This window comes from Pedobacter rhizosphaerae (assembly GCF_900111155.1).
Classification (GTDB): domain Bacteria; phylum Bacteroidota; class Bacteroidia; order Sphingobacteriales; family Sphingobacteriaceae; genus Pedobacter; species Pedobacter rhizosphaerae.
In genome coordinates this window covers 44,783-60,250 of sequence record NZ_FOGG01000002.1, presented here as the reverse complement: position 1 = coordinate 60,250, position 15,468 = coordinate 44,783, and the positions used below count along the sequence as shown (strand labels likewise).

The following is a 15,468-nucleotide window of genomic DNA, read 5'->3' as shown; positions in this document are numbered from 1 at the left end:
TGATACTCAAATGTAATGAAATTCACTCAAATTTTAAAAGTCTACTTTAATCCTTAAACCACCATTGGTAAGGTTTAGATTTTCTTTTGAAAAGGTTTTCATCGGCACCCTCAAGAAAGGCTCAATGGCGATATTTTTCTTACGTGATAATTTCTGTTTGTATCCAAAAGAGAAGTTATAAAAACCAATATAACGATCAGGATCGATAGTAGCTTCTGGTTGCGGTTCAACCTTCCTTTCGGCTACAATTAGGGTTTTGGCATCATACGAACCGGTTGCCGAGTTTAGTGCAGCAGCATTTTGAACCTGATTGCTGATATAGGTATTCTCCTGGCGGTTATTGGTAACTGCAAGTGCTGAAACCCCAATTCCAGTATATATCTTATCGCTGATGTTATATTTCAACTCCAAAGGCACATTTATACCCTCTACTCTGGCATTTACAGATTCGAGGTTTCTTCCTGATAAAGTTTGTGGTACATCTGCTCCCAGCACTTCTTTGCTGCTTATACTGGAATAGGATACACCCGAACTGATAGAAACTTTGTTTGCAATGGCATAAGACAAAGAAAAGCCATAATTCATGTTCAGCTTATTGTCATTACCCATAGAAGGTGCTACATACACACCAGGTTGCCATTTAGAATCCTGATTGTTTTTGGTATGCGCAGCAAATTGATTAGCCTTACTATCTTGAGCTAATAAATCCTCGAAAGTCATTTTACTCGGTTTAGGCTTTTCTTTTGCTCCAGCTAATTCAAAAAGACGGCTGTTACTTGCAGAAGTGATTGTTGGATTATAAAGCTGTCCTGCTAACTGATTGGTGTTTAAGATTAACATCGGAGGATTTTCTCCATTAACCGCCAATTGATCCCTTGCTTCGTTTTGTGCTAGAGGAGTGTTATATGGTGCTTTATTGTCGCCCTTAACCGGAATTTGTAATTGATTTGATCTTTTCTGTGTGTGTAGTTCTGGACTAATATTTTGATTAATATTTGCTTCTGCATCCGTGGTACCCTTCTGTTCGGCTTCACCCTCTGAAAAGGCTTTAGGCTGAATATTTGCAATATCGGTAGTGTCTGTACTTTTCTGAATGGTAAAAAATAATGCCCCTGCTATCAACACGACAATAGCGGCAGCCCACATTGGCCAATAAACAATCCCCCGTCTTTTCTTTTTTTCAGAAAAGCGTTCCCAGGCCCCTTCAGCATAAGCTTCCTCATGGCTTTGGAGTTGTTCGGTTATATGTTCAATTAATTCTTTATCCATTTTTCTCGTATGAACTAACCATGGTGTTCAGGTAAAGGGTACGCAATTTGTTTTTAGCTCTTGTAAGGTAAACCCGCGAAGAACTTTCAGGAAAATTTAGCATTTTTGAAATTTCATCATGGGCAAATCCCTCAATTTCATATAAGTTAAATACCAATCGATGAGTATCTGGTAGATGGTTCAATAAATTCAAGATGTCATTTACATGGAGATCAGAGGTAACAGAGACCTGACTTACCGGATGTTCATCTTCGCCTAAGTCGTCCACATAGAATTTAGCCTTAGCAGTACGGATTTTATCAATAGCCGTTCTGGAGGCAATCTGGGCAATCCAGCCTTTAAAAGATTTCTTTAACTCTTCAGGGTTTTGTGGTGCCTTAAAGGTTCCTATGTGTTTAAATATCTTAATAAAACAGTCGTTTACCAGCTCTTCGCTGTCAGATGTATTCTTGGTATAACGTAAAATAATTCCCAAAAGGTAGCCATAGAACGATTTGTACATCATTTCTTTGCAGCCATTGTCGTTTTTCACGCAACCCTTTAAAATTTCCTCAAAACTGAGTATTCTTTTTTTGATCACCCCGTAAAGGACTATTATTTATCCTGATTAGTTATTCAAATTTAAGAAAATAACACCACCCAACCGGATGGTGCTACTTCTTATTTCACAGGTAGAGAGAAAATTACTTATTAGTCATAATTGATAATCCAAATTGAGTACTATCAGTTCTACTGCTTAATCCTTTAGCCCAGATGGTATAAATTTTGCCTTTTTCAATTTTGATTGATGGAAGTGTTGCTTTAACGGTTGTTGTTCCAGTTTGTTTTACTTCGAAGGTGTAGCTCTCCGATGGATCAATTGAACTGAAGGTTGTAAACTCTTTAAAAGCTTTGCCGGTAAATAATGCAGCATCTTTTCCCTGGATACTTAAATCTAAAGCAGGAGAACCTGGACTTAAGTTAATGAAACGAATGTTAGCTTTATCTGTTGCAGGAGCTTTCAAGTCATCTTCAATAACCAAAAGCTTGGTAGATTTAAGTGTATCTGCCACAAAAACGGAGTAAAATTTACCGCTAATCAGATTTGCTGTTGCATTGGTAACATATTTTAAAGAATCTTTTTTTGCCACCCCAACCAATCTGGTTCCTGGGTAAGCCGCATAATAACCAAAATCCTGTGTGTAGGTGAAGCTTTTAATTTTCTGATTGTCTAAAACGAAATCTAAAGCAGCTGTTCCAGGAGAAGCGTGTATAAAACCGATACCGGCAGCTTCAATTGGTGTATTATCCCAGTCTTTTTTACAAGCAGAAAATAATAACGTTATTGCGAATAGAGAGAATATAATTTTAGATGTTATGCCAAAGTGAGTCTGTTTTTTCATGTGTAGTTAATAATAATAGTTTCAATTCGTTAAATGGCCATTAACATTTTTTTCTTGTAAAACGATACCTGTTTCTAAAACGCTACAGCTAAAACGATTTTTTTTATAAAAAGAAAAGCCAGAGATTATAAATCCCTGGCTTTCTTTTGTTTATACTTCTTTATTTACTACGAATACATTTCCTGGCGAAGCTTTGCAACCTCATCGCTGTTGATGTACTCATCATAAGTCATCAACTTATCAATGGTACCCTTTGGTGTAATCTCGATCACGCGGTTGGCTACCGTTTCGGTTAACTGGTGATCTCGTGAGGTAAACAAAATTGTTCCTTTAAAATCCTTCATTCCGTTGTTTAGTGCCTCAATAGATTCTAAGTCCAGGTGATTGGTTGGCTCATCAAACATCAATAAATTGGCTTGCTGCAACATCATTCTGGAGAACATACAGCGCATTTTCTCACCTCCCGATAGTACTTTTACGTTTTTCAGTACTTCCTCGCCTGAGAATAACATACGGCCTAAGAAGCTCCGTACAAATTGCTCATCGGCGTCAGTACCCGAATATTCTCTTAACCAATCAACTAAATTCTCGTCCTTACCCGCAAAATATTCAGAGTTATCATTAGGGATATCAGCGGTGCTAATGGTTACACCCCATTTAAACTCACCTCGGTGATCCTGATCTCTTCCGGTTAAAACATCATAAAATGCTGCGGTAGCTAAACTGTTTTGAGAAAGGATGGCAATTTTATCACCTTTATTAACCATGAAGGTAACTTTATCAAATAAAACACCATCATTGCCTGTTTTACCTAAGTTTTCAACCTGTAAAATCTGGTCACCTGCCTCACGGCCCGTATTATTAAAGATAATTGCCGGATATTTTCTGCTGGATGCTTTAATCTCAGTAATATCGATCTTATCCAATGCCTTTTTACGTGAAGTAGCCTGTTTAGATTTCGAAGCATTGGCACTAAAGCGACGGATAAATTCCTGCAACTCCTTCACCTTATCTTCCATCTTCTTATTCTGATCGCTACGTTGTTTTAAGGCCAACTGACTAGACTCATACCAGAAAGTATAGTTACCCGTGTAAATGCTCATTTTAGCAAAGTCAATATCCACAATGTGGGTACAAACCGCATCTAAAAAGTGCCTGTCGTGAGATACTACCAATACAATGTTTTGGTAATCAGCCAGGAAGTTTTCCAACCAGGCAATGGTTTCGATATCCAAATCGTTGGTAGGCTCATCTAATAATAGAATATCTGGATTTCCAAATAAAGCCTGTGCCAATAAAACACGTACTTTTTGAGTATTATCTAATTCTTTTAATAGCTTGTAATGGTTTTCTTCTGCAATGCCCAGGTTGCTTAGCATGGTAGCGGCATTACTTTCCATGTTCCAACCATCCATTTCGGCAAAAAGATTTTCCAGTTCACCTGCACGCTCACCGTCTTTTTCTGTAAAATCTTCTTTTAAATAGATGGCATCTTTTTCTTTCATGATGGCATAAAGTTCTTTATGTCCCATCATAACGGTTTCGATAACCGAAAATTCATCAAATTCGTAATGGTTCTGCTTTAAAACAGCCATACGCTCGCCTGGAGTAAAGGCAACACTACCTGAGGTTTGGCTCACTTCGCCTGATAAAATTTTTAAAAAGGTAGATTTACCAGCGCCGTTTGCCCCAATTACGCCGTAGCAATTGCCCTGCGTAAATTTAAGGTTAACATCTTCAAATAATGTGCGTTTGCCGTATCGTAATGATAAATTAGAAACTGAAATCATGCTGTGTATAAAATAAGGCGCAAAGATACTGTTTAATTTTGAAGTGGAAAATTAAACGGGTTCTTATACGGTAAACCCATGGTCTGTGACACACAGACCATATACTGTAATTTTACTAAGGTTAAGATCGATTTGGTTATTGATCGTTGTAACTGGTCCGTGGGTCACGGACCATGGGGTACACACACAGACCATATACTGTAATTTTAGTTTGTTTAAATCGATTTGGTTATTGATCCTTGTAACTGGTCCGTGGGTCACGGACCATGGGGGATACACACAGACCATATGCTGTAATTTTAATAAGGTTAAGATTGATTAGGTTATTGGTAAATGGTCCGTGGGGCACGGACCATGGGTGTAATGAATAATAAAATTATTAATTTAGGCCTCATAGATTATTGCCCATTTGTATGCAACTTCTTCACGATGTTATAAAAGTTACCCTGCAAAAAACTAAGGTAGAAAAACTTGCAGCTATTGCGGCAGAGGGTGGTTATTCAGTAAAGGAACTCATTGATTTAAGCTTTTGTGCCGATGAGCAGATTGGATTTCGGGCGGCCTGGATACTAGAAAATGTTTATTCCAGTCACCTGGAGCGATTTTTGCCGCATATTGACTACTTCTTAGAGAAATTTCCTACTCAAACCAATTCATCAGCTTTGCGCCACTATGTGAAGATTTTAGCCTTTTTAACGCATAAAAAAGCAACAATGCAGGTGAAGAAAATCATGGGAGATTATAATACCGATCAAATAGTAGAAATGGTTTTCAGTTGGCTCATCAGCGATCAAATTCCAGTGGCAGTGAAGTCACATTGTTTAAATATACTGGCGAACTTCATTCCTAAACACCCCTGGATAAAAGATGAACTTATTGCAACGATTGACTTTCTGGTTGATAAGGAAAGTATTGCTTTCTTTGCCAAGGTGAAACAAATCAGGAAGCAGCTAAGGGGTAGTTTTAAGAATTGAATACAAAGTATCAGGTATCTAGTATCAGGTATCAAGTATCTAGTATAAAGTATCGAGTATTTAGTATAAAGTAGCAAGTGTCGAGATGAAAGTAAAGAATTGAATTGATTGAGAGAATATATTTTTAGGCACGAAGAGGCATCAAAATAGCTAATCAAATAACATTAAAGCGTAAAAACATTATACTGCCGATACCTTCATCTTTATACCTTTAACCTTTTACCTTATATTTATCCCATGAGTGCATACGAAACCCTGTCCAAAATAATAAAAGAGCGACGCAGTATTTTTCCTGCAAGTTATATCAAAAAGGAAATCCCTGTTGAGGTGATCAACCAGATTTTAGCAAGTGCCAATTATGCCCCTACACATAAATTAACTCAACCCTGGCGTTTTGTAGTAATTAGAAAGGGTGCAAAGGCCAGGTTAGGAGCAGAACTGGGTAAAATTTATCAGGAGCAGGTTCCTTCACATCAATTTCTGCAAAAGAAGTTTGATAGTTTCGCTGAGAAAACGGGTCAGGCCGATTGTATTATTGCCATCAATATGCAGGTAAGCGGAAAGATTCCGGAGTGGGAGGAGTTAGCCGCTGTAGCCAGTGCAGTTCAGAATATGGCTTTAACTGCCGAAAGTTTAAAGGTTGGCGCTTACTGGAGTTCTCCTCCATTAATTGATTTCCTCGGAGATTTTTTGAGCCTTTCTGAAAATGAAAAATGCATTGGGCTCTTCTACATGGGCTATCATAATGAAAAACCCTGGGAAGCGAATAGAACACCTATTGAAGAGAAAGTACGTTACCTTGAATCTTAAGCTCAGTCTGGAGTTCAGAGTCTTTAGTTTATGCTAAATCCGCTAGATCAATTTTTTGAGCAAAAAGCAGAACCCATTAAAAGTTGCCTGCAATATCTGCGCGGTTTTTTTCTGTTGCATGACGGCGTTACCGAACATTGGAAATATGGTATGCCAATGTATTACCTAAATGGGAAGATGTTCTGTTACCTTATGGATCCATAAGAAGTTTCTTCAACCTTACATTGGTTGGGTAGATGGTAATCTAATTGATCACGAAGATTTAATACAGGAAAAAAGAGCTAAAATGAAGATATTATTAATCGACCCAGCGCAGGATATTCCAAAAAATAAAATTGAATCTATTATGGCGAAAGCTGTGGTACTTCGCACATAAACCCAAAGATTTTACTTACATACATGTCTAAAACAACAACATTAAAAGCACAACTCTATCAGCTTTGCTTAAGCTTTATTCAAAAAAGAATAGAGAACATTGAATATTCACTGCAACAAGCCCGGCAAGCATCAAATGATGATACCAAGAGTAGTGCGGGCGATAAATATGAAACTACCCGTGAAATGATGCAACAGGAAATGGATCGGAATAGCAAACTTTTGTATGAAGCAGGGCAGCAGAAGATCGCTTTGCAACAGATAGAAAACATAGAAGCCGCCAATATTTCTAAAAATGGAAGTTTAGTCATCACTTCTGAAGGAAGTTTCTATATCAGTATCAGTGCCGGAGAGTTACTTATTGCAGGGCAGAAGTACTATGCGATTTCTCAGGCAGCACCCATTGGAAAGGCCTTAATGGGAAAAAAAATAGGCGAAAGCTTTAAATTTAATGGGAAAGAATACGCTGTAAAAGAAATTTTATAACGATTGAAATTACGTTGTATCCGTTTTTAAGCACTTAAGTGAAATAAAATTACTTTTCTTCTTATAAATTATCCAATCTTCGTAAATCAATGAACCCTTTCAAATGCTAACCAAATGAAATTTAAATTTCATGTATTGTTTTTCTTCCTGTTTACAATAAGTTCAGTACATCAGCTTTGTGCTGGTGAAATTGAAACCTTAAAAAAGAATTTTGTAAGTGGTATTTTATCAGAAGGAGACGAAGATTTAATCAACATATTAAAAACAATACCTCGGGAAACGATATCTTCAGATCAGATAGTGGTTGAGTTAATGCAGCGTTATCCCCGTACCGAGGCAGAAATACGTGAACTGTTAAGTCATTCAAATGCTGATGGTTCCTGGAGCGATATTGACTACGCAGACAAAAGCTTATCGGGTTGGAAGCCTTTTGTTCATACCCAACGTACTTTTATGCTGGCAAAAGTATACAATCAGAAAGGTTCATCTTATTACCATTCCAAAGCGTTGATAGACAGAATTCATCAGTCGTTACAGTACTGGTTTAAAAGTAAACTGGTTTGTAGAAATTGGTGGTATAATCAAATTGGTGTACCCAAGGCATTGGGAGCAGTATTTCTATTGGTAGAAGATCAATTAAGTGTAAGCGAAAAAGAGGAAGCTGTAACTGTGATGTTAAACTCTAAAATTGTTGGAACCGGGCAAAACATGGTTTGGCAATCTGGAAATGTGTTAATGCGAGGGCTTTTGCAAAATAATATGCAGTTGGTAAAACAAGGGAGAGACTCCATTGCCGCTCAAATCGTTAGAAATGGGAGTGTAGAAGGAATACAGATCGATCACAGCTTTCATCAACATGGTGCGCAACAACAATTTGGAAATTATGGGGCTGCGTTTATTTCTGATATGGGCTTTTGGGGCAAAATTTTTTCCGGTACTACTTTAGCTATTGATCAGCCTAAGCTTGATATTCTTGCAGATTTAATTACCCAGGGGTATCAACGTGTAATTTGGAAAGGTTTTTTAGATGTTAACGGGTTGGGTAGGCAATTTTTTAGGCATGCACAGGAATTTAAAGCACTTTCTGCCGCTTTTGCTGCAAACCGACTGCGTTATGCTGATGCAAAAAACAAAGACAAATACAGCAACTTTTTAAACAAAGGTTTTTTAACTGTTAAAGGAAGTCCTGATTTACAAGGTGTTTATCATTTTTGGAACTCCGATCAGACCGTTGCTCGTCGTCCGAAATGGATGGCTTCGCTCAAAATGGCATCTTCGCGTATTATTGGTGCCGAATCGCTTAATGGCGATAACCTTAAAGGGTTTTACATTGGCGATGGGGCAATTTATACCTATATCGATGGCAGTGAATACAAGGATGTTTTTCCACTCTGGGACTGGAGAAAAGTTCCCGGAGTTACTGCATATGAAACTCAGCTTCCGCTTAATGGGGCCACTGAGGGAAATAGAAATCATGCATCATTTGTTGGTAATGTAAATGATGGTAACATTGGTTTAACAACTATGCAGCTTAAGCGCGATAAGCTTTCAGCTTTAAAATCATATTTGTTTACAGATGATTTTGTGCTCTGTTTAGGTGCCGGTATTGCTACAGATAGTGCAAGTATAGTTACAACAGCTATAGATCAGCGTTTAAAAAGAGGCGAGTTAAAGCACTTGAAAAATAAAACATGGGTAGGAGTAAAGTCTTTGGATATTGATGCTGTGCAGGATACCCGTTTTTTTAGTGATCAAACGGGATACATTGTTCTAAATGCGCCAAAAGTAGCTGCACGTGATGAGCTGAAAAGTGGGCTTTGGTCTGATATTATGCGATCTTATCCAATAGATGTGAAGGGCCAAGATAGTGTTCTTTCTTTATGGATAGACCATGGGCTGCAACCGAAAAATTCAGCCTATCAATATTTTATTTTACCAGCTGCCACTGAGCAAAAAACAGCTGCATTTGATGTTAAATCTGTTGAAATATTATCCAATACCAAAGATTTACAAGTGATCTTTTTAATTAAAGAAAGGGCAGTATTAATCTCAACTTTAAAAGCGGGCGAGGTGAAACTACCATTTAATGGTACACTAAAAACCAAACAGCCAGGACTTTTCCTCATTAAGTATAAAACGCAGAATGGAAAACCTACTGTAATTTATAACGATCCCACACAAGAACTCAAATTTGCAGATTATGAACTGAATGGGGTAAGCAGTCGGGTTAATCTCAAGTAAAATCCATTAAATAGATTTGTGACAAAAAAGAGGCTGTATCATCAATCGGTTAATCTCTTCAACATTATCACGTTGGGCTTTTCGATGTAAAATCGGGACAAGTTGTCGAAATGCTTTAAATGCACTTTCTGTCAATCCTTCGACAAGCTCAGGATTAACAAGTCTAATTGATAATACTGCCTCCTTTTTACTTAATATTCATCCGCTGGGCAAAGCTCGGATTTAAATATCCCTTTAATTCACTAAAGGGGATAAACACAATAATTTGGCCATGTGCATAGCTAGCCACCTCGTATGGGTTATACAGAAATGCTAAGCCATTATTATTGAAATAGAAGTTTTTATTCGGTTTTAGGTAGTTATCGAAAAGCACAGTGTTTAACTGATCCCCACTTTTTACGTGATATTGTTTGCGTAGGTTTTTTTCCAATAGTTGTTGGAGAATTAACGTATCTGCATGGGTTACGTCGTTAAGGGTGAGCTTCTTATTACTTTTTACATCCAAACAGTAGAAGTTACTGGCGTAATTGCCATGCGCACCACCACTGTAATCGTCATCTAATTGCTCTACAATCACATAGTTACGATCATTGTATACGATACTTTGATTGGTATGGTTACTATAATTTAAAAAGTTATAATTATCCCCCTCTCGAGCCAGTTCTTTAACACTTTTCTGGTATTCTTTAAGATAGTTTTGAGTTAAGCTTTTTAATCCCGCCTCCCAGGAAGTTTGCCCTTCTTTAAGCCCTGCTGCCTTTTGTAGTTGCTTATTTATCCAGCTATCAGCAGGCGTTTTTCCGGTGGTAGTTAGTACTTTGAGTCCAATTTCTGCCGAGGGAGAGTTGTCTTTATTTGGGAAAGCCTTTGCAGAATCAGCATAAGTACTAATCTCGAATGGATAACTGCCAGCAGGATATTTTTCAGTAAGTGCGATGTTGTAGCTCTTATCTTTGTTTCCACTGGTCCATTTGCCGCTAAAACCATTGCCTGTCCATTTAAGTGCTAGTGTATTAGGTATAACTTTTTCGTTGTATTCATAACCTTCAGTTGGGGTTTCGGTTAAAACAATGCTATCTTTTCCAATAATGGTATCAATAGCAAGACTTAACCAGGAACCATCATAATAATAGGAGCCAGAATAATCGTACTCGATTTTTTCAAGATTCATTACCACGTGTTTTCCTGCAATCTCACCTTCTAATCTTTTATAGAATTTTTCGGGTAAATCAGCCACAATGGCCTTTGTACTATCACCACTTTCGGTGCTTGATTGACTACTTTTGTTTCGATTACAAGCTGTGAGGGCCAATAATCCAAGGGCGCTAAATAAAATAAGTTTTTTCATAGTAGATAAATATGTACTTATTAAATAATTTTTAGCCTTTATTGTTTGACTTTATTAAAGCTTTTGTTAATACTGTAGTAAAGGTTTTTTGCAGTATATCTTCCTGGATCTATAATTCTCCTGATGGTGTACAGTGGATAATTTTCATCTCTGGCGGTAGAAAGGATGAAAGCGGCTTTAAAACCATGTTCCTTTAATTTATGAAGTGTTGAGGCTTTGTAAACACCATAAGGATAGGCAAAGTACTCGATTTTTTTTCCTGTAATTTCTTCCAGCTTTTTGGTTGGTTCATCTATTTGAGTTTTCCAGTCTTCATCTGTAAACTGCGCAAAGTTTTTATGATCGTAGGTATGGCTCGCTATGGTATTTCCTTCATCAGATAATTGTTTGATCTGTTCTTTGCTCATGTAACCAATTCTTCCTTTTTTTCCAATGGAAACCGTCATGATGAAATAAACACCTTTGTAGCCATACTTTTTTAAAGTTGTTGCGCCAATGGTAAATTGATCCAAATCGGTATCATCAAAGGTAATCATGATAGGTTTTTGCGGAAGTTCAGCGCCATAAACCAGATAATTATAAAGTTGATCGGGAAGAATGGTGTGGTAACCGCTATCAGCCAACATTTTAATGTGCTCTCTAAATTTAGTTGGCGAAATAATATCATCATGCGCTCTTTTACTATCACTTCCAGTGGCTTCTCTGATTTGATGGTAACACAATACAGGAACCTCTCTGCGCGCCATGATGGTTTTATTATCTGCTGGTTCGCGTTTGGAAACAATTGTATGTGCTTTTGTGGTTTGGGTATCTTTAGGGCTTTCTTTAGCCGTATTGGACTGGCAGGCGTTTAAGAGTGGGAGCGCTAATGCGGCAAGATACAGGTATCTTTTCATTGTTATAAGAAGGAGAGTAAACCGCAGGCAGAAACTACCTGCGGCAATCAAATTAGAAACTATTTTTAATGCTGTTGCTTAACGTTTTCGGACTCCAGTAACCACTGGCAATAATTCTACGAATAGTGAATAGAGGATCTTTCTCATCACGTTTGGTAGATAACTGATAAGCCATTCTAAATCCACGTTTTTTCAATTCAGGGATGCCTTCTGCATTCCATAAACCAAATGGATAAGCAAACTCAGTCATCTTTTTCCCTGTAATCTCTTCTAACTTTTTAGTCGGCTTATCTAACTGTTCTTCCCAATCTTTTCCAGCATATTTTTTGAAGTTTTTATGGTCATACGTGTGACTGCCGATTACATTTCCTTCGTCAGATAGTTGCTTAATCTGCTCTTTGGTCATATAATCAACAAATTTCCCTTTTCTACCAATAGAAACGGTCATGATGAAATAAACTGCTTTATAACCGTATTTATCTAATGTCGGGCGAACAACTGTGAACTGATCCATGTCTGTATCGTCAAAAGTAAGCATGATAGGTTTGCTAGGTAATTTAGCGCCCGTATTCAGATAAGCATATAGCTGATCAGGCAAGATGGTATGGTAGCCGCTATCGGCCAGCATTTTCATCTGATCTTTAAAGTTTTGTATTTCAACAATATAATCTTTCCCTACTTTTCCATCGGTAGGTTTCCAGTTTCTTACCTGGTGATAACACAAAATAGGAACCTGTTTGCGCGCTAAGATAGTTTTGGCATCAGCTACTTTTATTTTAGAAACATCGATTGCTGGTTCTGTTTCTGCTTGATTTTTAGTTGTTTGAGAGGTGGAATCCTGAACACTTGCATTTTCTGCCTGCGATTTGGACTGACAGCTGGTGAATAAGATTATCCCCGCCGATATGATGCTTAAGAATTTGTACTTCATAGTTCTGATATATGTTTACAAAACTATAAAATCCCGCAACTATTTTCTGAAAAATAGAATTGGTGTTGATAATTATTTAAAAGGATGAAAATCTCACAAAACTATCGCATTTATTACAAATTTTCGGATCGTAATCCTTGGGTTTTGAATAATTTAGCCGATTCAAACCAACCCTAAATGAATAAATTTTACAGACTATTAACAGCTGCTCAGTTTATGGGGCTAGCCGCTTTAGCACAAACCAAAACTTTTACCTTAACTGAGCAAGTTCAGCCTCAGCCCAAAGCCAATTATCAACTGGCTGCACGCTTTTCTCCAAATAAATTAAAGAAAATGGTGTATTCTACTTCGGTAGATCCGCATTGGTTAAAATTAAGCAACAGATTTTGGTATAACTTTGAAACACCCAAAGGAAAATTCTGGTATTTGGTAGATCCTTCGGCGAAGAGCAAGAAGCTCTTGTTTGATAATGCCAAGCTGGCATCAGATATTACCCTGATTGTTCGTGATCCCTTTGATGCAGAACATCTGCCTTTAGAAAACCTCAAGTTTAGTACCGACGAGAAGAGTGTCACTTTTGAAGTAAAAAGTACTATTGATGAGTTAAAGAAGGATAGAAAGGATAAAAAAGCTGCGGATTCGATGCAGAAAAAAATCTTCTCATTTAAATATGAACTGGCATCAGCAAAGCTGACAGAGATACCTAATTTTAGTAAACCCAAACCTAAACCAAGCTGGGGCTCTGTAGCGCCCGATTCTTCTGCCATTATTTTCTCCCGCAACTATAATCTTTACTGGATGGATAAGGAGAACTATAAAAAGGCTGTTAAAAATGAAGATGACAGTACCATTGTTGAACATCAGTTAACAAAGGATGGTATAAAGTTCTATTCTTATGGAAGTGATGGCGATGGTGAAAATAATGTGGAGAATGAAAAAAATAACAAGAAGCGTCGTGGCGCTTATGTTTTATGGTCGCCTAATGCAAAATATTTCATTTTAGATCGTACAGATGCCCGGAAGGTTAAAGATTTATGGGTAATTAACAGTGTTACTCCCGGTCGCCCTACATTAGAAACTTATAAATACCAGATGCCTGGTGAAGCTGAAGCACCGCAAGATGAACTTTTATTGTTCGATTTTGGTGCTAAATCGTACCGAAAATTAAATGTTTCTGCATTCAAAGACCAAAGTGTTTCTGTTTGGAGCAAACCTGCCTTAAATAAAGACCGGGATAATGAGTTCCGCCCATCAGTTTGGTTGGGAAACAATAGTAGGTTTTATTTTTCCCGCACCAGCCGGGATTTAAAACGCATTGATATTTGTACCGTTGATATTAATACCAATGTGGTGAAGCCTTTAATAGATGAAAGGTTTAATACTTATGTAGAGGTTAACCGTCCGGGATTAGTAAACGATGGCAATGAGTTAATTCACTGGAGTGAGCGTGATGGTTGGGCGCATTTTTACCTGTTTGACGGAAATGGTAAGCTGAAAAATCAAATCACTAAAGGCGCTTTCCATTGCGAAAGTATTGTAAATATTGATGAAAAGAAAAGGGTGCTTTACTTCACCGCAAATGGGCGGGAAGGAAAGGAAGATCCATATTATCTACATCTCTACAAAGTAAATTTTGATGGTTCTAATCTTAAATTGCTTAATGCGGGTGATTATGACCATGTAGCTAGCCTGAATGATAACAATACCTATTTCGTTGATAACTATTCTAGAGTGAATACTGCGCCTAAAGCTACTTTATACAATACCAATGGCTTAAAAGTAATGGAGCTGGAAACAACAGATTTGTCGTTATTAATGACGGCTGGTTATAAATTTCCAGAACCATTTAAAGTAAAGGCCGATGATGGTATTACCGATTTATATGGCGTAATGTATAAGCCCTTCGATTTCGATCCCAATAAGAAATATCCGATTATTGAATATGTATATCCGGGTCCGCAAACAGAGGCTGTAAATAAGGCTTTTAGTAAGAGCATGGATCGTACCGAACGTTTAGCGCAATTCGGTTATATCGTAATTACGGTGGGTAATCGTGGCGGAAATCCATCTCGTTCTAAATGGTACCATACTTATGGATATGGAAACTTACGTGATTATGGATTGGCTGATAAAAAGACGGCTGTAGAACAATTGGCGGCTAAGTATGCATTTATTGATGAACAAAAAGTAGGTATAACAGGTCACTCGGGTGGTGGTTTTATGTCGACAGCAGCTATGTTAGTGTATCCAGATTTCTTTAAAGCTGCGGTTTCTAATGCCGGAAATCATGATAATAGCATTTATAACCGCTGGTGGAGTGAAAAACACCATGGAGTAAAAGAAATTATTTCTTTGAAAGGGGATACTTCCTTTAAATATAGCATCGATAAAAACCCTGATTTGGCTAAAAACCTAAAAGGACACTTGTTGTTAATGCATGGTGATGTGGATAATAATGTACATCCTGCCAATTCTATCCGTGTAGCCAATGCCTTAATGAAAGCGGGTAAACGTTTTGATTTTCTGCTCATTCCGGGGCAGCGCCATGGTTTCGGAGATATGACAGAATATGCTTTCTGGAAACTGGCAGATCACTTCAATAAGTATCTCCTTGGTGATTTTTCTGAACCAAGTGATGTAGATGTGGTGGAAATGGATCGGGAGATTGAAAAAAATGGTAAATAAGAACAAAATGCCTTTCGTAACTGAAAGGCATTTTGTTTATCAGCTGGATCTTTCTCCAGTAGTGGCTTTGCGTCGAGGAGGAGCCCTTCCGGCGATGAATAAAAAGAGATTATTAGATCGTAGAGAGACGCTACCAATGCTGTTAATTTAAGGAGAAAGCTAAAATGGATTGTCATCCTGAGCCTGTCGAAGGGTAATCCATTTTAGTTTTCGACTTATTAAGAAGGTCTTCGACTGCTTGTCCCAATTTCAAATCGGGAAGCTCGAACTGACAGCATTTA

Annotated in this window: 14 protein-coding genes; 7 read left to right on the top strand and 7 right to left on the bottom strand. The window is 37.7% G+C overall.

The window, feature by feature from the left end; all coding sequences use genetic code 11:
- Positions 1–33 precede the first annotated feature (33 nt).
- The 4 genes from BMX11_RS01835 to BMX11_RS01820 all read right to left on the bottom strand — a co-directional run bounded on the left by BMX11_RS01835 (position 34) and on the right by BMX11_RS01820 (position 4,441).
- Positions 34–1,269, bottom strand: a complete 1,236-nt coding sequence (locus BMX11_RS01835) for a hypothetical protein (RefSeq protein WP_090880504.1) — start codon at positions 1,267–1,269, stop codon at positions 34–36.
- On the bottom strand, positions 1,262–1,801 hold the full coding sequence (locus tag BMX11_RS01830) for an RNA polymerase sigma factor (RefSeq protein WP_245738555.1): 540 nt from the start codon (positions 1,799–1,801) through the stop codon (positions 1,262–1,264). Before BMX11_RS01830 ends, BMX11_RS01835 begins: the two co-directional genes overlap by 8 nt.
- Positions 1,802–1,952: 151 nt before the next feature.
- Entirely contained in the window at positions 1,953–2,651 is a 699-nt protein-coding gene (locus BMX11_RS01825; protein ID WP_090880501.1) for a DUF4397 domain-containing protein, read from the bottom strand.
- Positions 2,652–2,818: 167 nt separating this feature from the next.
- Positions 2,819–4,441 carry an ABC-F family ATP-binding cassette domain-containing protein gene (locus BMX11_RS01820; protein WP_090880498.1) on the bottom strand — a complete coding sequence of 541 codons (1,623 nt, stop codon included), beginning with the start codon at positions 4,439–4,441 and terminating at the stop codon, positions 2,819–2,821.
- 413 nt (positions 4,442–4,854) lie between these two features.
- On the opposite strand from BMX11_RS01820, the gene BMX11_RS01815 reads away from it, so the two are divergent.
- The 5 genes from BMX11_RS01815 to BMX11_RS01795 all read left to right on the top strand — a co-directional run bounded on the left by BMX11_RS01815 (position 4,855) and on the right by BMX11_RS01795 (position 9,327).
- Positions 4,855–5,415: a hypothetical protein gene (locus BMX11_RS01815; protein WP_090880495.1), complete on the top strand. Its 561-nt coding sequence runs from the start codon at positions 4,855–4,857 to the stop codon at positions 5,413–5,415.
- Between the two features lie 237 nt (positions 5,416–5,652).
- Positions 5,653–6,225: a nitroreductase family protein gene (locus BMX11_RS01810; RefSeq protein ID WP_090880492.1), complete on the top strand. Its 573-nt coding sequence runs from the start codon at positions 5,653–5,655 to the stop codon at positions 6,223–6,225.
- A gap of 169 nt (positions 6,226–6,394) precedes the next feature.
- Positions 6,395–6,601, top strand: coding sequence for a hypothetical protein (locus BMX11_RS24625; protein WP_245738554.1), 207 nt, complete (start codon positions 6,395–6,397; stop codon positions 6,599–6,601).
- Between the two features lie 23 nt (positions 6,602–6,624).
- Complete coding sequence (locus BMX11_RS01800; RefSeq protein ID WP_090880489.1) at positions 6,625–7,086, top strand: GreA/GreB family elongation factor; 462 nt, start codon at positions 6,625–6,627, stop codon at positions 7,084–7,086.
- A 114-nt stretch (positions 7,087–7,200) separates the two neighbouring features.
- Positions 7,201–9,327: a polysaccharide lyase family 8 super-sandwich domain-containing protein gene (locus BMX11_RS01795; RefSeq protein WP_090880486.1), complete on the top strand. Its 2,127-nt coding sequence runs from the start codon at positions 7,201–7,203 to the stop codon at positions 9,325–9,327.
- A 187-nt stretch (positions 9,328–9,514) separates the two neighbouring features.
- On the opposite strand, the gene BMX11_RS01790 is transcribed toward BMX11_RS01795, so the two are convergent.
- Genes BMX11_RS01790 through BMX11_RS01780 form a run of 3 tightly spaced genes read right to left on the bottom strand, consistent with a single transcriptional unit; the run spans position 9,515 to position 12,502 of the window.
- Positions 9,515–10,675 (bottom strand): RsiV family protein, encoded by a 1,161-nt coding sequence (locus BMX11_RS01790; RefSeq protein ID WP_090880483.1) that lies wholly within the window; start codon positions 10,673–10,675, stop codon positions 9,515–9,517.
- 38 nt (positions 10,676–10,713) lie between these two features.
- A complete protein-coding gene (locus BMX11_RS01785) occupies positions 10,714–11,571 on the bottom strand; it encodes a polysaccharide deacetylase family protein (RefSeq protein ID WP_090880480.1) in 858 nt (285 codons plus the stop codon).
- A 52-nt stretch (positions 11,572–11,623) separates the two neighbouring features.
- Positions 11,624–12,502 carry a polysaccharide deacetylase family protein gene (locus BMX11_RS01780; RefSeq protein WP_090880477.1) on the bottom strand — a complete coding sequence of 293 codons (879 nt, stop codon included), beginning with the start codon at positions 12,500–12,502 and terminating at the stop codon, positions 11,624–11,626.
- 177 nt (positions 12,503–12,679) lie between these two features.
- Between BMX11_RS01780 and BMX11_RS01775 the strand changes: the two genes are divergently transcribed.
- Positions 12,680–15,187 (top strand): S9 family peptidase, encoded by a 2,508-nt coding sequence (locus BMX11_RS01775; RefSeq protein WP_090880474.1) that lies wholly within the window; start codon positions 12,680–12,682, stop codon positions 15,185–15,187.
- Positions 15,177–15,338: a hypothetical protein gene (locus BMX11_RS24200; protein WP_175474446.1), complete on the top strand. Its 162-nt coding sequence runs from the start codon at positions 15,177–15,179 to the stop codon at positions 15,336–15,338. Before BMX11_RS01775 ends, BMX11_RS24200 begins: the two co-directional genes overlap by 11 nt.
- Positions 15,339–15,468 lie beyond the last annotated feature (130 nt).

Bases quoted from the DNA above. Each gene is read 5' to 3' on its own strand.
- BMX11_RS01775 (WP_090880474.1), top strand. From the start codon at position 12,680: ATGAATAAATTTTACAGACTATTAACAGCTGCTCAGTTTATGGGGCTA.
- BMX11_RS01810 (WP_090880492.1), top strand. From the start codon at position 5,653: ATGAGTGCATACGAAACCCTGTCCAAAATAATAAAAGAGCGACGCAGT.
- BMX11_RS01820 (WP_090880498.1), bottom strand. From the start codon at position 4,441: ATGATTTCAGTTTCTAATTTATCATTACGATACGGCAAACGCACATTA.
- BMX11_RS01790 (WP_090880483.1), bottom strand. From the start codon at position 10,675: ATGAAAAAACTTATTTTATTTAGCGCCCTTGGATTATTGGCCCTCACA.
- BMX11_RS01785 (WP_090880480.1), bottom strand. From the start codon at position 11,571: ATGAAAAGATACCTGTATCTTGCCGCATTAGCGCTCCCACTCTTAAAC.
- BMX11_RS01780 (WP_090880477.1), bottom strand. From the start codon at position 12,502: ATGAAGTACAAATTCTTAAGCATCATATCGGCGGGGATAATCTTATTC.
- BMX11_RS01795 (WP_090880486.1), top strand. From the start codon at position 7,201: ATGAAATTTAAATTTCATGTATTGTTTTTCTTCCTGTTTACAATAAGT.
- BMX11_RS01815 (WP_090880495.1), top strand. From the start codon at position 4,855: ATGCAACTTCTTCACGATGTTATAAAAGTTACCCTGCAAAAAACTAAG.
- BMX11_RS01825 (WP_090880501.1), bottom strand. From the start codon at position 2,651: ATGAAAAAACAGACTCACTTTGGCATAACATCTAAAATTATATTCTCT.
- BMX11_RS01835 (WP_090880504.1), bottom strand. From the start codon at position 1,269: ATGGATAAAGAATTAATTGAACATATAACCGAACAACTCCAAAGCCAT.
- BMX11_RS24200 (WP_175474446.1), top strand. From the start codon at position 15,177: ATGGTAAATAAGAACAAAATGCCTTTCGTAACTGAAAGGCATTTTGTT.
- BMX11_RS24625 (WP_245738554.1), top strand. From the start codon at position 6,395: ATGGGAAGATGTTCTGTTACCTTATGGATCCATAAGAAGTTTCTTCAA.
- BMX11_RS01800 (WP_090880489.1), top strand. From the start codon at position 6,625: ATGTCTAAAACAACAACATTAAAAGCACAACTCTATCAGCTTTGCTTA.